Source organism: Flavobacterium sp. HJ-32-4, from assembly GCF_022532105.1.
Classification (GTDB): domain Bacteria; phylum Bacteroidota; class Bacteroidia; order Flavobacteriales; family Flavobacteriaceae; genus Flavobacterium.
In genome coordinates this window covers 3,439,144-3,458,798 of record NZ_CP092832.1, presented here as the reverse complement: position 1 = coordinate 3,458,798, position 19,655 = coordinate 3,439,144, and the positions used below count along the sequence as shown (strand labels likewise).

Annotated in this window: 7 protein-coding genes; all 7 read left to right on the top strand. The window is 50.8% G+C overall.

Going from position 1 to position 19,655, the window contains the following annotated elements:
- Positions 1-6: 6 nt before the first annotated feature.
- The 7 genes from rplA to MKO97_RS14705 all read left to right on the top strand — a co-directional run bounded on the left by rplA (position 7) and on the right by MKO97_RS14705 (position 19,489).
- The gene (rplA, locus tag MKO97_RS14735; protein ID WP_241103967.1) at positions 7-696 is read left to right on the top strand and encodes a 50S ribosomal protein L1; all 690 of its coding nucleotides are present in this window, start codon (positions 7-9) and stop codon (positions 694-696) included.
- A 24-nt stretch (positions 697-720) separates the two neighbouring features.
- The gene (gene rplJ / locus MKO97_RS14730; protein WP_241103966.1) at positions 721-1,215 is read left to right on the top strand and encodes a 50S ribosomal protein L10; all 495 of its coding nucleotides are present in this window, start codon (positions 721-723) and stop codon (positions 1,213-1,215) included.
- Between the two features lie 79 nt (positions 1,216-1,294).
- Complete coding sequence (gene rplL / locus MKO97_RS14725; RefSeq protein ID WP_241103965.1) at positions 1,295-1,669, top strand: 50S ribosomal protein L7/L12; 375 nt, start codon at positions 1,295-1,297, stop codon at positions 1,667-1,669.
- 241 nt (positions 1,670-1,910) lie between these two features.
- Positions 1,911-5,723 (top strand): DNA-directed RNA polymerase subunit beta, encoded by a 3,813-nt coding sequence (rpoB, locus tag MKO97_RS14720; RefSeq protein WP_241103964.1) that lies wholly within the window; start codon positions 1,911-1,913, stop codon positions 5,721-5,723.
- A gap of 88 nt (positions 5,724-5,811) precedes the next feature.
- Complete coding sequence (gene rpoC, locus MKO97_RS14715) at positions 5,812-10,113, top strand: DNA-directed RNA polymerase subunit beta' (RefSeq protein WP_241103963.1); 4,302 nt, start codon at positions 5,812-5,814, stop codon at positions 10,111-10,113.
- A gap of 3 nt (positions 10,114-10,116) precedes the next feature.
- A complete protein-coding gene (locus tag MKO97_RS14710; protein ID WP_241103962.1) occupies positions 10,117-10,422 on the top strand; it encodes a DUF3467 domain-containing protein in 306 nt (101 codons plus the stop codon).
- A 286-nt stretch (positions 10,423-10,708) separates the two neighbouring features.
- The gene (locus MKO97_RS14705; protein ID WP_241103961.1) at positions 10,709-19,489 is read left to right on the top strand and encodes a T9SS sorting signal type C domain-containing protein; all 8,781 of its coding nucleotides are present in this window, start codon (positions 10,709-10,711) and stop codon (positions 19,487-19,489) included.
- Positions 19,490-19,655 lie beyond the last annotated feature (166 nt).

The following is a 19,655-nucleotide window of genomic DNA, read 5'->3' as shown; positions in this document are numbered from 1 at the left end:
AAAGACATGGCAAAATTGACAAAAAAGCAAAAAGAAGCTGCTTCTAAAATTGAGAAGAACAAGCTGTATTCGCTGAAAGACGCCTCTTCTCTTTTGAAGACGGTTGCTTCTGCGAAATTCGATGAGTCGGTCGACATCGCGGTACGTCTGGGAGTTGATCCCCGTAAAGCGAACCAAATGGTACGTGGCGTTGTAACACTTCCACACGGTACAGGTAAGGACGTACGGGTTTTGGCCCTCGTTACGCCTGACAAAGAAGCGGAAGCGAAAGCAGCGGGCGCGGACTTCGTAGGTCTCGACGATTACCTCCAGAAAATCAAAGACGGCTGGACGGATGTTGATGTAATCATCACCATGCCGGCTGTAATGGGTAAACTGGGTCCACTCGGGCGGATACTCGGACCACGCGGCCTCATGCCAAACCCTAAGACCGGTACGGTAACGATGGAAGTAGGTAAGGCGGTAGCTGAAGTGAAAGCCGGTAAAATCGACTTTAAAGTGGATAAAACAGGTATCGTTCACGCAGGTATCGGAAAAGTTTCGTTCGATGCTGACAAAATCGTCGACAACGCGCACGAAATCATCCAAACATTAATCAAACTGAAGCCGACTGCTGCTAAAGGAACGTACATCAAGAGCATCCACTTGTCGTCTACGATGAGTCCTGCCATTGCCCTCGATCCGAAAGCAGTCTAATTGAAGTAGTAAACTTGTAAGAAAATGACAAGACAAGAAAAATCAACAGCGATCAGCGATTTGACTGCTCAATTAGCAGAGTCGAACATCTTGTACGTAGCGGATGTGTCCGGACTTGACGCCGAAACGACTTCCAACCTTCGCCGTGCCTGCTTCAAAGCGGGTATCAAACTCGAAGTGGTGAAAAACACCCTCCTCGAGAAAGCGATGGAAGCGTCGTCTAACGAGTACGCCGACCTCCCTTCTGTATTGAAAGGAAACTCTGCTATCATGGTGGCTACCGTGGCCAATGCGCCAGCGAAGATCATCAAGGAGTTCCGTCGGAAATCCGATAAACCTGTCCTGAAAGGAGCTTACATCAATTCCGATATTTTCATCGGCGATAATCAACTCGACCTGTTGGCTTCGATGAAGTCGAAAGAAGAGATGATCGGCGAAATCATCGGATTGCTCCAGTCTCCGGCTCAACGCGTTATCTCTGCGTTGAAAAACCAATTCAAGGACGAAGAAAACGCCTAATCCTGCGCAGGATTAAGCGGCTAGAAGACGCGCACAATAACTAAATTATATTTTCACAAATCTTAAAACGATAGAAAAAATGGCAGATTTGAAACAATTCGCTGAGCAACTGGTCAACCTGACTGTGAAAGAGGTTAACGACCTGGCTACAATATTGAAAGAAGAATACGGCATCGAGCCTGCAGCTGCTGCTGTAGTTGTGGCTGGTGGCGCTGGTGGTGGCGAAGCTGCTGCTGAAGAGAAAACAGAATTCACTGTAGTGTTGAAAGACGCAGGTGCTTCTAAATTGGCAGTGGTTAAGGCGGTTAAAGAATTGACCGGTCTTGGACTGAAAGAAGCAAAAGATCTCGTTGACGGCGCTCCATCCAACGTGAAGGAAGCCGTTTCCAAAGATGAGGCTGAAGGCCTTAAGAAAGCTTTGGAAGAGGCCGGAGCTGCTGTTGAGCTTAAGTAATTAGGCTCCGCTGCAAAAGCAAGGTTTAGGTCCTGGAAGGTTTCCAGTGGCCTAAACCATTTTGCGTATAATAAAATTTATATCCGGTTTTATTATCGTTAGGTTGCATACCAACAAACTTTTAGTCGATACGAAGAAAAGGATGAGTTTTCACTTGGCTCATTTCTAAAGATGTTTCGATAACAAAAAGAAAGTATCGGATACACACAAGCTACTTTTTTTAAATCAAATTTGTCCATTGATGATAACAAATCAGACTGAAAGACTGAATTTCGCCTCGACAAAGAACATCCCGGAGTATCCGGATTTCCTGGATATCCAGGTTAAATCCTTCCAGGACTTCTTCCAGTTGGAGACCAAATCCGAGGAACGTGGCAACGAAGGACTTTACCTGACTTTTCAGGAGAACTTCCCTATCACTGATACCCGAAACCAGTTCGTTCTCGAATTTCTTGATTATTTCGTCGATCCGCCACGTTACACCATCCAGGAATGTATCGAGCGCGGACTGACGTACAGCGTGCCCCTCAAGGCCCGCCTAAAGCTCTACTGCACCGATCCGGAGCACGAGGACTTCGAAACCATCGTTCAGGATGTGTACCTGGGGACTATCCCCTACATGACCCCCAGCGGGACGTTTGTCATCAACGGCGCCGAGCGCGTGGTTGTATCACAGCTACACCGCTCACCAGGTGTCTTCTTTGGACAGTCTTTCCACGCCAACGGAACGAAATTGTACTCGGCAAGGGTCATTCCGTTCAAAGGCTCATGGATCGAGTTCGCGACAGACATCAACAACGTGATGTATGCGTACATCGACCGTAAAAAGAAATTACCGGTAACGACCCTCTTCCGTGCCATCGGATTCGAACGGGATAAGGATATCCTCGAGATCTTTGACCTGGCGGAAGAAATCAAGGTTTCGAAAACCGGACTTAAGAAATACGTAGGCCGTAAACTCGCTGCGCGTGTCCTGAACACCTGGCACGAAGATTTCGTAGACGAGGATACAGGCGAAGTAGTATCAATCGAGCGTAACGAGATTATCCTCGACCGCGATACCATCATCGACAAAGACAATGTAGAGGAGATCATCGAATCGAACGTGAAATCGATCCTTCTCCACAAAGAAGATAACAACCAGGCGGATTACGCAATCATCCACAACACCCTCCAGAAAGACCCGACGAACTCGGAGAAGGAGGCCGTGGAACACATCTACCGCCAGCTCCGTAACGCTGAACCACCTGATGAGGAGACCGCGCGTGGCATCATCGAGAAGCTCTTCTTCTCAGACCAACGCTACAACCTCGGGGAAGTAGGCCGGTACCGGATGAACAAAAAACTGGGTCTTGACATCCCTATGGAGAAGCAGGTGCTGACCAAAGAGGATATCATCACCATCGTAAAATACCTGATCGAACTCATCAACTCCAAAGCGGAGATCGATGATATCGACCACCTTTCCAACCGTCGTGTACGTACCGTAGGCGAGCAGCTGTCACAGCAGTTCGGCGTCGGTCTGGCCCGTATGGCCCGTACCATCCGTGAGCGTATGAACGTTCGTGACAACGAGGTCTTCACACCGATTGACCTGATCAACGCCAAGACCCTGTCTTCGGTGATCAATTCGTTCTTCGGTACGAACCAGTTGTCGCAGTTCATGGACCAGACCAACCCGCTGGCCGAGATCACGCACAAGCGTCGTCTTTCAGCCCTCGGACCAGGCGGTCTGTCACGTGAGCGTGCCGGCTTTGAGGTGCGTGACGTTCACTACACCCACTACGGACGCCTTTGCCCGATCGAGACGCCGGAAGGACCAAACATCGGTCTGATTTCGTCTCTCGGTGTGTATGCGAAGGTGAACAACATGGGCTTCATCGAAACGCCGTACCGCGTCGTGAAAGACGGTAAAGTGGATCTGGTTGCCAAACCAATCTACCTCAGTGCGGAAGAAGAAGAAGGCAAATTGATCGCGCAGGCGAACATCGATATGGACGACAACGGAACGATCACCGCTGAGCGTGTCATCGCCCGTGAGGAAGGTGACTTCCCGGTAGTCGAGCCGTCACGCGTTCACTATACCGACGTAGCACCAAACCAGATCGCTTCGATCTCGGCGTCGCTGATTCCGTTCCTCGAGCACGATGACGCGAACCGCGCGCTGATGGGATCGAACATGATGCGCCAGGCCGTACCATTGTTGCGTCCTGAAGCACCTATCGTCGGAACCGGATTGGAGCGTCAGGTAGCGTCTGATTCCCGTGTATTGATCAACGCGGAGGGAGATGGTACTGTTGAGTACGTTGACGCAAACGAAATTACCATTAAGTACGACCGTACGGATGAAGAGCGTATGGTGAGTTTTGATCCGGATGAAAAGACGTATCAACTCATCAAGTTCCGCAAGACCAACCAGAGCACATCAATCAACCTGAAACCGATCGTTCGCAAGGGCGACCGCGTGACCAAAGGTCAGGTGCTTTGTGAAGGATATGCGACCCAAAACGGTGAACTGGCACTCGGACGTAACCTTCAGGTGGCGTTCATGCCATGGAAAGGGTACAACTTCGAGGATGCGATCGTGATTTCAGAGAAAGTGGTACGGGATGATATCTTCACCTCCATCCACATCGACGAATATTCACTCGACGTGCGTGATACCAAACTCGGAAACGAAGAACTTACCAATGATATCCCGAACGTTTCGGAAGAAGCGACGAAAGACCTCGACGAGAACGGTATGATCCGTATCGGTGCCGAAGTCAAGCCTGGCGATATCCTCATCGGTAAGATCACGCCAAAAGGCGAATCGGATCCGACGCCGGAAGAGAAACTCCTCCGTGCCATCTTCGGTGACAAGGCCGGTGACGTAAAAGATGCGTCGTTGAAAGCCTCGCCATCGTTGAGCGGTGTCGTTCTCGACAAGAAACTCTTCGCTCGTGCCGTAAAAGACAAGCGCAAGCGTACGAAAGATAAAGATGATTTGGGCGCACTCGAAATGGAATTCGAAGTGAAGTTCAATGAACTGAAAGATAAATTGGTTGACAAGTTGTTCAACATCGTGAACGGCAAGACGTCACAGGGCGTGATGAACGACCTGGGTGAGGAAGTACTTCCGAAGGGCAAGAAATATACCCTGAAGATGCTTCACGCTGTTGAGGACTTCGCCCACCTGTCAAAAGGACAATGGGTGGCGGACGACGAGACAAACCGTTTGGTGAACGACCTGATCCACAACTACAAAATCAAGCTGAACGACCTTCAGGGTGCACTCCGCCGCGAGAAATTCACCATTACCGTAGGAGATGAACTTCCTGCCGGTATCCTGAAACTCGCGAAGGTATACATCGCCAAGAAGCGTAAGCTGAAAGTAGGGGATAAGATGGCAGGACGCCACGGTAACAAAGGTATCGTTGCGCGCATCGTTCGCGAGGAGGACATGCCATTCCTCGAAGATGGAACACCGGTCGACATCGTGTTAAACCCGCTGGGCGTACCATCGCGTATGAACATCGGACAGATTTACGAAACCGTACTTGGATGGGCCGGTAAGAAGCTCGGGAAGAAATTCGCGACGCCGATCTTCGACGGTGCGTCACTCGACGAGATCAACAAACTGACGGATGATGCAGGTATCCCACGTTTCGGACATACCTACCTCTACGACGGCGGAACCGGAGAACGTTTCCACCAGCCGGCTACCGTGGGCGTGATTTACATGTTGAAACTCGGCCACATGGTCGACGACAAAATGCACGCGCGTTCCATCGGTCCGTACTCACTCATCACACAGCAGCCGCTGGGTGGTAAGGCACAGTTCGGGGGCCAGCGTTTCGGTGAGATGGAGGTGTGGGCCCTCGAAGCCTACGGTGCATCGAGCACACTTCGCGAAATCCTGACTGTGAAGTCGGATGACGTAATCGGACGTGCCAAGACATACGAAGCGATCGTGAAAGGCGAGACCATGCCAGAGCCTGGTATCCCTGAATCGTTCAACGTATTGATGCACGAACTGAAAGGTCTCGGACTCGATATCCGCCTTGAGGAATAAGTTGTTGGTAATTGGTAGCCGGATGTTGGACATCCCGTCTGGCTACCAACCACCAGCCACCATCAACTAATTAAGATTCAACACCGTTATGAACAATAGAAATAAAGATAAAAACCCTGTAAAAAGGTTTGACAAAATCTCGATCGGACTGGCATCGCCGGAATCCATCCTCGCCGAATCGCGTGGAGAGGTCCTGAAGCCGGAAACCATCAATTACAGAACCCATAAGCCAGAGCGCGACGGTCTTTTCTGCGAAAGGATCTTCGGCCCGGTGAAGGATTTCGAGTGCGCCTGCGGTAAGTATAAGCGCATCCGATACAAAGGCATTGTCTGCGACCGATGCGGCGTGGAAGTGACCGAGAAAAAGGTTCGTCGTGACCGTGTGGGCCACATCAACCTCGTAGTGCCTATCGCACACATCTGGTATTTCCGTTCGCTGCCGAACAAGATTGGATACCTGCTTGGACTTCCGTCCAAAAAGCTCGATATGATTATTTATTACGAGCGTTATGTAGTGATCCAGCCCGGTATTGCGAACCATCCGGATGGTGAGAAGCTGTCGTCGCTTGACTTCCTTACAGAAGAAGAGTACCTGAACATTCTCGACAGCCTGCCGGCTGACAACCAATACCTGGATGATTCCGATCCGAACAAGTTCATCGCGAAGATGGGCGCTGAGTGTATCATGGACCTGTTGGCCCGTATCGACCTCGATGCGTTGTCATACGAACTCCGCCACTCTGCGAACAACGAAACGTCCAAACAACGTAAGACAGAGGCCTTGAAGCGTCTGCAGGTGGTAGAGTCGTTCCGTGAGTCGAACGAGAACCGTGAGAACCGTCCGGAGTGGATGATCCTGAAAGTAATTCCAGTGATCCCGCCTGAATTGCGTCCGCTTGTGCCGCTTGACGGTGGTCGTTTCGCGACGTCGGATCTCAACGACCTTTACCGTCGTGTGATCATCCGTAACAACCGTCTGAAGCGTTTGATGGAAATTAAGGCACCGGAAGTGATCCTTCGTAACGAGAAGCGTATGCTTCAGGAAGCGGTAGATTCACTTTTCGACAACACGCGTAAAGCGTCGGCCGTTAAGACCGAATCGAACCGTCCGCTGAAGTCACTTTCTGATTCCCTTAAAGGAAAACAGGGTCGTTTTCGTCAGAACCTCCTCGGTAAACGTGTCGACTATTCAGCGCGTTCGGTTATCGTCGTGGGTCCGGAAATGAAATTATATGAGTGCGGTTTGCCAAAAGATATGGCGGCCGAACTTTACAAGCCATTCGTGATCCGTAAGCTCATCGAGCGCGGTATCGTGAAAACGGTAAAATCAGCCAAGAAAATCATCGACAAGAAAGAGCCGGTGGTATGGGATATCCTTGAGAATGTAATCAAAGGACACCCTGTACTCCTCAACCGGGCCCCTACGCTTCACCGTTTGGGTATCCAGGCGTTCCAGCCGAAACTGATTGAAGGAAAAGCGATCCAGCTTCACCCACTCGTGTGTACGGCCTTCAACGCCGACTTTGACGGTGACCAGATGGCGGTACACCTTCCGTTGGGCCCTGAGGCGATTCTTGAGGCGCAACTGCTGATGTTGGCATCGCACAACATCCTCAACCCGGCCAATGGTGCACCGATCACCGTACCGTCGCAAGACATGGTACTCGGTCTGTACTATATGACCAAAGAGCGTCTGTCGACCGATACGTTGAAAATCAAAGGCGAAGGCACGACGTTCTATTCGGCTGAGGAAGTGAATATCGCCCTGAACGAAGGCAAACTCGAGCTGAATGCCCGTGTGAAAATCCGTGCCAAAGACTTCAATGAAAACGGTGAATTGGTATGGAAGATCATCCAGACAACAGCCGGTCGTGTACTCTTCAACGAAGTGGTGCCGGAAGTAGCGGGTTACATCAACGAAGTATTGACCAAGAAGTCACTGCGTGACATTATCGGACATATCCTGGCCGTGACCGACGTTCCGACAACGGCTGCGTTCCTTGACAACATCAAGGACATGGGCTACCGTTTTGCCTTCAAAGGTGGACTGTCGTTCAGCCTCGGTGATATCAAGATCCCAGATCAGAAAGAAGCGCTTATCGCCGACGCAAATGAGCAGGTGGAAGGCATCCTCATGAACTATAACATGGGTCTAATCACCAACAACGAACGTTACAACCAGGTCATCGACGTATGGACGTCAACCAACGCCCTCCTCACGGAGTTGGCGATGAAGAACATCCGCGAAGACCAGCAAGGCTTCAACTCCGTATACATGATGCTTGACTCGGGTGCGAGGGGTTCGAAAGAACAGATCCGCCAGTTGACCGGTATGCGTGGTTTGATGGCAAAACCGAAGAAATCGACTGCCGGAGGTGGCGAGATCATCGAGAACCCGATCCTTTCGAACTTTAAGGAAGGTCTTTCGATCCTTGAATACTTCATCTCGACGCACGGTGCCCGTAAAGGTCTTGCGGATACGGCGTTGAAGACGGCGGATGCCGGTTACCTCACGCGTCGTCTCCACGACGTGTCGCAGGACGTCATCGTCAATATGGAGGATTGCGGCACCCTGCGTGGTATCGAAATATCTGCCCTCAAGAAAAACGAAGAGATCGTCGAGCAGTTGGGCGAGCGTATCCTCGGCCGTGTGGCCCTTCAGGATGTGATCAACCCGCTGACCAACGAAGTCATCGTTGCGGCCGGCGAGGAAATCACCGAGCCGATCATGAAAGCGATCGAAGCCTCTCCGCTTGAAAAAGTGGAAGTGCGTTCGCCGCTGACCTGTGAGGCAGAAAAAGGTATCTGTGCGAAGTGTTACGGACGTAACCTTGCCACTGCCCGCATGACCCAGAAAGGGGAGGCGGTAGGTGTAATCGCAGCACAGTCGATCGGTGAACCAGGAACCCAGTTGACCCTCCGTACGTTCCACGTCGGTGGTGTGGCCGGTGGTATTTCGGAAGAATCGAGCATTGTGGTGCGTTTCGACGGACGTCTTGAAATCGAAGACCTTAAGACCGTCAAGGGCGAAGACAACGAAGGTAACCTGGTGGATATCGTCGTGTCACGTTCAACGGAATTGAAACTCATCGACGAGAAAACAGGCATTGTCCTGAATACCCATAACATCCCTTACGGATCCAGCATCTTCGTGAAAGACGGACAAAGCGTCAAGAAAGGTGATGTCATCTGTAAATGGGACCCTTATAACGGTGTTATCATCTCGGAATTTACCGGTAAAGTAGCCTACGAGGATCTTGAACAAGGTCAGTCGTATGTTGTCGAAATCGACGAACAGACCGGCTTCCAGGAGAAGGTAATTTCCGAAGGACGTAACAAAAAACTCATCCCGACGCTCCTCATCTTCGGTAAGGACAACGAGCTTATCCGTTCGTACAACCTTCCGGTAGGTGCCCACCTTATGGTAGAGAACGGCGAGAAGATCAAGGCTGGTAAAGTACTCGTGAAAATCCCACGTCGTTCGTCAAAAGCGGGCGATATCACCGGAGGTCTTCCGCGTATCACCGAATTGCTCGAAGCCCGTAACCCGTCGAACCCGGCGGTTGTGTCGGAAATCGACGGTGTGGTGACCTTTGGTAAGATCAAGCGTGGTAACCGCGAGATCATAATCGAGTCGAAGTTCGGCGAGGTGAAGAAGTATCTTGTGAAACTGTCTAGCCAGATCCTGGTTCAGGAGAATGACTTCGTACGTGCCGGTGCGCCACTTTCAGATGGTGCCATTACGCCGGAAGATATCCTTCGTATCCAGGGGCCTTCGGCGGTACAGCAGTACCTCGTGAACGAGATCCAGGAGGTATACCGTCTGCAGGGTGTAAAAATCAATGACAAGCACTTTGAAGTGGTCATCCGTCAGATGATGCGTAAGGTGCAGGTACAGGATCCGGGCGATACGCTCTTCCTGGAAGATCAGTTGATCCACACGAAAGACTTTATCTACGAAAATGACAAACTCTACGGTATGAAAGTCGTAGAGGATGCCGGTGACTCAGAGCGCCTGAAGCCAGGCCAGATCATCTCACCACGTGACCTGCGTGACGAGAACTCGATCCTGAAACGTGCCGACAAGAAACAGGTAACGGCCCGTGATGTCATCACCGCGACCGCTACACCAATCCTTCAGGGTATTACCCGTGCTTCCCTTCAGACGAAGTCGTTCATTTCGGCGGCGTCGTTCCAGGAAACCACGAAAGTATTGAACGAAGCGGCCGTAGCCGGTAAGGTCGATACACTGGAAGGCCTGAAAGAGAACGTCATCGTCGGACACCGTATCCCGGCTGGTACCGGTATGCGTGAGTACGATGAAACAATCGTAGGCTCGAAAGAGGATTTCAATGAATTAATGGCTGCTAAAGAAGAGTATAATTTCTAAGTCATGAGTGACCAAAACCAGCAGCAAATCAATATCGAGTTGGATGAAAAGACGGCAGAGGGGATCTATTCGAACCTTGCCATCATCAACCACTCACCGTCGGAATTCGTAGTGGATTTCGTCAGTATCATGCCCGGTACGCCAAAAGCGAAAGTACGGTCACGTATCGTACTGACGCCGCAGCACGCGAAACGCTTGTTGAAGGCGATGGCGGAGAACATCCACCGCTTCGAGATGGCCCATGGCGAGATCAAAGAGGGTGAACAGCCCGCTATTCCGCTCAACTTCGGTCCGACGGGCCAAGCGTAAGTGCTCACTTACTTTATACAAAACCACCTCGAAAGGGGTGGTTTTTTTATTTATACCGCATAGTTGCGACGTTATCAACACGAAAACGTTTGCGTATTTTGAATCTTCTTTTTTTCATTGCATTTTATCCAGTGTAGTGACCATTTTGACGCTTTTTTTGTAAGAATTCGGGGTAGTCGGGCTCTAGTGTTACAAAAACGGCAAAAATCAAAACGAAATGTTATAAAACTATTTTAGCATGTACCTTTGTGTGTTCAAATTGTTGTGAATTAATCAAATTAGTGTTATGAAGAGAGAAGTACACGTTAGAGGCAGGATGCAGGTAATCACGATGCTTGTCGGCTTTTTTGTCCTGATAATGGGACAGTCGGTACAAGCGCAGATCAACGGCATTTATGAAAGTTATGCCATCCTGAGCCTGAACGGTGGAGGCAATACCTTTTATGATATGGGTGCCACTACTACCAACCCCGATTTTAACAATGCGAATCTTGGCGTTTTTTACAAAGGCTCGAATTCGCTTATTGTCCGAGGGGGTCAGAACAAGACCTTCAAGTGTAACGGAGGTGACATTTTCAATGGCCGCTTTAACTGGCGGGCATGGCAAACAAGTGCGGGTGCCAGCGGTAGTTTCAATACCGTTACCATGTCGTTTGTATCGAATGATGCGGGGGGATGCGGTGGTAACCAGACCTGGCAGGGAACCGGTGGTACGACCGATCTTGTTTCCACACTCTCGGCGGGCATTTATACGCTGGAAGTGTATTCGGATGCCGACGGTAATCCGGGTACTACCTTCGCCAGTAATGGCGGCCTGAATTACCGTGCTACCCTAACGGTTGTAGATCCTGCCAACCCGGTTTGGGTCAATTCGACAGCCGGTACGGCCTTCGCGCAGTATGCGACGGTCAAGGCCGCATTTGATGCTATCAATGCCGGAACGCACACGGGTGCGATTACCATTTCACTATACGGAAATACCACCGAAGCAGCAATTGCAACGCTCAATGCGAGTGGCTCCGGTTCTGCTTCGTATACTGCTATTACGATGTCTCCTGCAGGGGGCGCTACCCGCACGATTTCGGGGTCGCTGGCGAGCGAGCTGATCGGATTTAACGGCGCCGATAACGTAACCTTCAATGGCTTGAATAGTGGCGGAAACGCGTTGGTTATTTCCAATACCAGTACATCGGCTACATCGGGCACCTCTACAATACGTTTCTACGGGGATGCTACCTCAAACCTGATTACCAACTGTTCGATCCTCGGATCTTCCACCATGGCGGTCGGTACAAACGGTGGTAACATTTTCTTCCATGCGTCTGCAGTCACCACAGGAAACGACAATAACACGATTTCATTCTGTAAAATTGGCCCGGCGGGCAGTAACCTACCCACTAAAGGGGTCTATTTTTCAGGAACCACGACCACTCTTACCCTTAATAACAGTGGAAACGTAATCGATAACAACGAAATATTCGACTACTTCAGTGCAACGGTGGAAAGCGCCGGTGTATACGGCACTACAGGGTCGACGGCTAATACTATTACGAATAACAAATTCTACCAAACCGGCACCCGGACATGGACAACCGGCGCTCCTCATGCTGCCATTAAGATCACGAATACCGGTGCGGGAGTAGGAGGTTTTACGATCACAGGAAACACCATCGGATACGCCTCTAATACCGCTACGGGAGCCTACACGCTGACAGGGGCCGTGACCGGGGCGAGGTTTATAGGTATACACGTAAACGTGAACTCGACTTCGTCTAATCCGGCGTCGACTATCTCGAATAATACGATAGCTGCTATCAGTATGACCGGCGTTACTTCGTCGGGTACTTCCACTAGCAGTCCTTTCATGGGGATATTATTCCAGGAAGGGATTGGCGTTACCAACAACAATGTGATCGGTAGCCAAAGTAGCACCGGTTCGATCGTATTTTCGACGAATACCGCCGTGGCGTCTGAGGTCATCGGTCTTTATAATTTCACCAGTAATACCTGGACGTCAAATAACAACACAGTAGGAGGCATCAGTGTCACCAACACGGGTTCTGGTAGTGTTGTGGTTTATGGCATCCGCGCGAATACAGGAACTTCGGTTACTTGGACCGCCTCTGGTAACACAGTAGGTGGTAGCGTTGCGGGTTCCATCCAGTTGAATGCAACTTCAACCGCCTCGCAGGTGGTCGGTATGTGGAGCCAGAATGCCCCTATGGCGTTGACGGGAAACACCATTCGAAACCTGACGTCCAATATTGGAATTGGCACCACAACTACGGCGTCTGTTATTGGTATCCTTTCCACAAATACAACACCCGCGCATACCATTTCGCAGAATACCATTTTCAATCTTTCGAACTCGAACACGACGGCCGCATCGGTTGTTACCGGTATTCAATTCAATGGTGGTACGGGTAACGTAATCGATCGAAACCTCATATACGGACTGACGGCAGCAACCAACTCGACTTCCGCCGAAATCAATGGTATCCGTATCGCGGGCGGTACTTCGACGATCCGTAATAATATGATCGCGATTGGGGAAGGTGTCGCAAATGCGATTCCTGTTAACGGTATCAATGAACCTTTGGGTACCGACAATATCTTCCACAACAGCGTATATGTGGGCGGAACGGTTACAGCCGGTACGGGGGCTTCGTATGCTTTCAACAGTACACAGGTCACTAACACCCGTTCATTCCGTAACAATATTTTCGTAAATGCCCGTACCAATTCCGGAGCATCTGGGAAGAACTACATCGTGCGTGTCGGTGGTTCGGCGGCTAATCCGACGGGTCTGACCATCAACAACAACGTCTACTTTAGTTCAGGTGTGGGCGCCGTATTCGGATTTTTCAACGGAGTCGATGTAGCGGATATTGGCGCGTGGAGAACCGCGGTAGGGCAGGACGCACAGAGTTTCTTTACCAATCCGCAATATGTCGCGCCGGCTGCTACAACTCCGGACCTTCATATCAGCGCGGTAACGGCTACGGCTGTGGAAGGAACGGGCGTAACGGGGCTCGGTGTTACGGATGATTATGACGGTCAGACGCGTTCGGGCCTTACGCCAGTTGATATCGGTGCCGACGCCGGCAACTTCACTGCGTTGGATCTGCTGGCTCCGCAAATCACCTACACTACGTTAGCAAACGATGTGGTGGCTTCGACGCGGGCGGTATCTGGTGTGACGATAACGGATGCGACCGGCGTGAACGGCACTTCAGGCACGCGACCACGTCTCTATTTCAAGAAATCAACCGATGCAAATGACCTGACAGGATGGAAGTTTGTAGAGGCGACCGGAAGTAGCTCACCTTTCAGTTTTACCATCGATTATACCCTTCTTAATGCAGGCAGTATTGCGAACGGCGATGTTATCCAGTATTTTGTGGTGGCACAGGACACCGCGCCGACCCCTAACGTGGCAATCAATTCAGGTACGTTTACGGCCAGTCCATCTTCAGTGGCACTTACCTCGACGCAATTCCCAATTGGCGGCACAATCAATAGCTATACCGTAACCGCCTCAATTTTCGGTACGAAGACGGTGTGTGCTTCCGGATGTGATTATACCACTTTGACGGTGGCGGGTGGCGCCTTCGATGCCATCAATAACAGCGCGGTCACGGGGAACGTTACCCTATTGGTCAACGGCGACCTCACGGTGGAAACAGGCGCTATTGCGCTCAACCAGTTTGCGACGCCTTTTACCGTTACGATCAAGCCAAATACAGGGGTGACGGCTACCATTTCCGGTTCGTTGGCGTCTAACGCGCTGATCCGACTGAATGGTGCCGACAGTGTGACCATCGACGGTAGCAACAACGGTTCGTCAAGTCGTGATTTGACCATCATCAACACCGCTACCACAGCACCTTCTGCGGTCTCTCTTGTGAGTCTGGGCGTGGGTGCAGGGGCTACAAACAATACGATTAAGAACTGTAACATCCGGACTGGAGTGGCAACTACAGTGGGATATGGTATTTCAGTAGGGGGTTCAACCCCTGGTACCTCCGGTGCGGACAATGATAACGTATCGATACAAAACAATGCCATCACCCTTGTTCCCGTGGGTATTTATGCGGCCGGTGCGGCTTCTGTCTCTTCGGGAGGTGATGATGCGTTGACTATCAGTGGCAATACCGTTGACTACAATGGCACCCTGGCCGGTTGTATTGGCATACAGGTTGGAAATGCCTTAAACAGTTCCATAGCGCAAAATTCGGTGTCTGAGGAAAGCTCTGCCGCCACCGCGCCAACAGGGATTTCTCTTGAAACTGGTTTCGTTTCCTCTACCGTGACAGGTAATACCATAACCAAGGTATTTGCTTCGAATTCAGGCGGCTATGGTGGTCGCGGGATTACGGTTGGTACGGGTACGGCCACAAGTAACCTAACCATTGCAAACAACTTTATAAGTGGCGTCAATGGTACAAACTTTAGTTCTTTTGGGAACTCTTCTTCTATGGGTATCGGTATCGGCCCAATTGGTGGAACGAGCACTCTTACCACAACCGTTGGCGGTGTCAACTTGTACTATAATACGGTGAACATGAGCGGGAGCATGGGTTCCGGTAGCACCACCGCCATCACAACTGCCCTATACATCGGATCAGGTGCTACGTCGCTGGATATCCGAAATAACATCTTGGTCAATAATCAGGTGGCGACCGGCACCAACCAGAAGAATTATGCCATCTATTCGGCGGCAGCCAACACAGCGTTTACCGCTATTAACTACAACGATTATTTCGTTTCCAATACCTTCAACGCTGCGTCTGCCGTTCTTGGATTCCTTTCCAGTGATCGGACCAACCTGGCGGGTATCATTGCAGGATTTGGGCAGAATGCCAACTCGGTCAACATAGCGCCTACTTTTACAAGTGGTTCGGATCTACACCTGGTGCCGTCCTTTAATACGACCCTTAACGATCTTGGAACCCCTGTATCGGTTACGGTCGACTATGACGGTGCTACACGCAGCGGTACGGCGCCGGATATGGGAGCGGATGAGTTTACACCTCCGACTTGCGTTACGGCCGTGGGCGGAACAGCGACGGGTACGGTATCTTTCTGTGGTTCCGGAACGCCGACCATTACGGCATCGGGCTATTCCGGTGGACTCGGGACAACGTATCAATGGATGTCATCGACTAATTCAACCGATTATCCAAACGGTGGAAGTGCAGTTTCCGGTCAAACCAACCCTGCTGCATTGACCACGGGAGTCGTCAATGCGACCACGTATTATTGGCTTCGCGTAACTTGCGCCACCAACTCATCGACAGATAATTCTTCACTGGTTACGGTAACAGTTACGCCGACACCCACTGCCACAGCCGGTGTCTCCGGAACCGTATGTCTGGGAGGAACTTTGAGTCTGACCGGAGCTACGGATACGGGTACGTCGTTCTCTTGGACGGGTCCTAATGGGTTTACATCTACATTGCAGAACCCGTCGATTTCAAACGTAACAGCAGCAGCTGCGGGAGTTTACAGCTTCACGGCAACAAATAACGGTTGTTCGTCTGTCGCATCAACGGTTACGGTTACGGTCAATCTTACGCCAGCCGGGGTAACAGCCAGTGCCAGTGCGACCCAGTTATGTCAGGGCGATACGCTCAACCTTACATCCGGGTATACAGCTTCGTCACTAGGAACCGGTATGGCCAACTATGTGGCAACCCGCACGACCGGGACGGCCTTTACCACGATTTTCCCGGCTACGAATATTTCGGCCTGGCGAAATTCCGCCAATACGGACGATAACCTGAGTGACAACCAGCCTATCGGTTTCTCGTTTACATACAATGGGGTGACGTACTCCACCTTCCGTGTAAGTACGAATGGCTTCGTGACGTTTGATAATGCCTCTACCGTCACCGGTGGTGGACTTTCCAACCCGTACAGCTATACAAATTCCTTTACCGTTAGCAATGGCGGGTTGATTTTGGCCCCTTTCTGGGACGATTTGCAGACGGCTGCCAACGCAACGACCGTTGCTGACCTGAATAATAGTATCAACTATACCACCACAGGCTCAGCCGGTAATCGGGTGACCACCATCGAGTGGAGGAATATGCAGGATTTCAGTACGACGTCGACAGCCTCCTTCAACTGGCAGGTGAAACTCTACGAAGCCGATGGCAGGGTAGAGTTCGTTTATGGAACCATGAACCAGAGTTCATCCTCCATAAGTTATAGTGTGGGCGCCAGCGCGGCCACCGTCAGTACGACGCCAACATCCAGTGAATTGATTAGTCAGACGACGGCAAATTCAGGTACCTTTGGCTTTACCAACCAAACCGGCCTTTCTACCGCTCCGGCGAGTAATTCGACTATTTCATTCGTGAGAAACCAGCCGGTATATAGTTGGACAGGTCCGAATGGCTTCACCAGTAACCAGGCGAACCCTTCTATTTCCGCTATTACGCCTGCCGCTTCGGGGGTTTATAACCTCGTGGTATCATCCAGTGTGAGCGGGTGTTCTTCTACACAGGCATCTACGGCCTCGGTTACGGTTAGTCCAACCAGTGTGGGAGGTACCGTTTCGGCGGATCAAACCATTTGTTCAGGCGCTACGCCATTGGATGTTTCGCTTTCCGGACATACCGGATCTGTTGTAAAATGGCAACGTTCGTCGGATGCGGCGTTTACGTCACCAACGGATATCGCCAATACTACCACTACATTGACCGGCGCTGCAATCGGAACATTGGCTGCAGATACCTGGTTCCGTGCCGTGGTGCAAAGCGGCGTGTGTTCCGTAGCCAACTCGGCCCCGGTAAAAATCACCGTGAACACGCCATCAGTGGGAGGTAGTGTTTCTTCTGACCAAAGTATCTGTTCAGGGAATACGCCGGCTAACCTTACGCTTTCCGGTCAAACCGGTACGGTCGTGAAATGGCAACGTTCTTCTGATGCGGCGTTTACGTCGCCAACGGATATCGCGAATACCACTACCACACTCACAGGCGCCGAAATTGGTTCGGTTACCACTGATACGTGGTTCCGCGCGGTGGTGCAGAATGGTGTTTGTTCGAGTACCTTCTCTTCCGCTGTTAAAATTACAGCACTGCCGCTGTTTACCCTGTATGCGGATTTTGACGGAGATGGGTATGGAGACGGTGCAATCAGCCTTACGGCTTGTACCCTGCTTCCGGGTTATTCGACTAACAATACGGACTGCGACGACTCAAACGCAGCGATTTTCATAAGCGAGTTGATGTATGTGGATTTGGACGGTGATGATTACCATAGTTCGACGGTAACTGTATGTTATGATGGTACTATCGGAATGTATCCTCCAAATACATCTCCGTTCACCGAAGGTCCTGACTGTGATGACACCGACGCCAATGTCAATCCGGATGCGTCGGAGATTTACGGCGATAATATTGACAATGATTGTAATGGAATCACCGATACGGATGCTGCGCCATGTTCTGCCGAAACTACGTGGGACGGTACGCAATGGACGCCATTTGCGCCTGTTGCGAGCCAGGCAGTGGCATTCTCAGGCAATTACACGGCAAGTTCCGATCTGGCGGCCTGTTCACTTACGGTCACCAATGGGGCAGTAGTGCGCGTAGGTACGGTTGACGCAGGGAATGCTACGACGTCGGCGTATGACTTTGACATTTCTGGTCCGGTAACGGTTCAGACTGGTTCATCGCTGATCATCGAGCAGGGATCGAACCTGTTGCAAACGGGCTACACGGGAGCTAACAGTGGTAACATTACTGTTAAGACGAAAGTCCGCGTTTGGCGTCAGGATTACGTATACTGGGGTTCACCGGTATCGGGTCAGAAGTTGTTCAACTTCTCTCCGTTGACACTTTGGAACCGTTTCTATACGTTCAGTGCTACGGGTAACGCGTATGTTCCGGTATTCTCTAGCAGTACCGATCCGGCGATGGCTACCTATGACTTCAGTCCTGGTACGGGTTATATGGTAAGGGCCCCGAATACGTTCGCTAACCCGAACTATTCACAACCGGCTACCCAGCCATGGTTCAACGGCCAGTTCATCGGTGTTGCCAACAACGGTACGTACAACGTTACGACTACCAACGGTGTATCGAATGTTCATATGATCTCGAACCCGTATCCGTCTACTATCGATGCGGCTGCGTTCCGTTCGGCTAATGGCGGAGGTGCGTTGTACTTCTGGACACACACCAACCAAACGGCTGGAAGCAACAACTACGCTTCGATCACCAACTCGGGAGCAGCAGCAGCCTACTCAGGCGGTGTGGTTCCGAACGGTACGATCCAGGTAGGTCAGGGCTTCCTGTTGAGCAACACAGGTAACGTATCAAGCGTTACCTTCAACAACTCAATGCGTTTGGGCAACAATGCAGGTCAGTTCTTCCGTACAGCGGATAGCGACCGCAGCCGTATCTGGCTGAATGTGGCCAACGGTGATGTGAAGGGTAACCAGATGTTGGTAGCTTATATCCCATCTGCCACACTGGCTGATGACAATGGCTACGAGGCGAAACTGATCCCGAATGGTAACAACATTTCCTCACTGATTGGAAGTGACCGTTATGTGATCCAGGCACGTCCTGCGTTCAGCGCTGACGACATCGTTCCGATGGGCCTTCGTGCTGAGACGGCTGGTACCTTCACGGTATCGCTTGACCACGTGGATGGTGTGTTTGAGGGCGATCAGGACATCTTCCTGAAAGATAACCTGACAGGGGTTGTGACCAACCTGAAACAAGCCTCTTACAGCTTCGCTACCGAAGCAGGAGACTTCAATGACCGTCTGCAGTTGCAGTATGTCAATACGACCTTGGGTATCCCAGGCTTCGATGCGAACACGGTGGTTATCTATAAGGATGACAACCAAGTGCTGACCATCAACGCCGGTACGATCGAGATGGAGAATGTGAAAATCTTCGACATCCGCGGCCGTCAGGTATACACCAAAGAAGCGATCAGCTCGAATGTGGCCCAGTTGGGCGACCTGAAGGCAGAGCACCAAGTCTTGTTGGTACAGATTACTTCCGCCGACGGAAGAGTCGTAACCAAGAAGGTGGCGTACTAATCGCTTAACACCCTACATACAAAGGGCAGTCCGAAAGGGCTGCCCTTTTTTGATTTCTATATGCGATTTAAAAATAGGAAAACACGATTAAATGCATAAAATGCCCGATAAAAACGCAGTTATATTTACAAATAGTTTCCAAATGTGATTTTTTTAATTTAATTTA

Bases quoted from the DNA above. Each gene is read 5' to 3' on its own strand.
- rplA (WP_241103967.1), top strand. From the start codon at position 7: ATGGCAAAATTGACAAAAAAGCAAAAAGAAGCTGCTTCTAAAATTGAG.
- rplJ (WP_241103966.1), top strand. From the start codon at position 721: ATGACAAGACAAGAAAAATCAACAGCGATCAGCGATTTGACTGCTCAA.
- rplL (WP_241103965.1), top strand. From the start codon at position 1,295: ATGGCAGATTTGAAACAATTCGCTGAGCAACTGGTCAACCTGACTGTG.
- rpoB (WP_241103964.1), top strand. From the start codon at position 1,911: ATGATAACAAATCAGACTGAAAGACTGAATTTCGCCTCGACAAAGAAC.
- rpoC (WP_241103963.1), top strand. From the start codon at position 5,812: ATGAACAATAGAAATAAAGATAAAAACCCTGTAAAAAGGTTTGACAAA.
- MKO97_RS14710 (WP_241103962.1), top strand. From the start codon at position 10,117: ATGAGTGACCAAAACCAGCAGCAAATCAATATCGAGTTGGATGAAAAG.
- MKO97_RS14705 (WP_241103961.1), top strand. From the start codon at position 10,709: ATGAAGAGAGAAGTACACGTTAGAGGCAGGATGCAGGTAATCACGATG.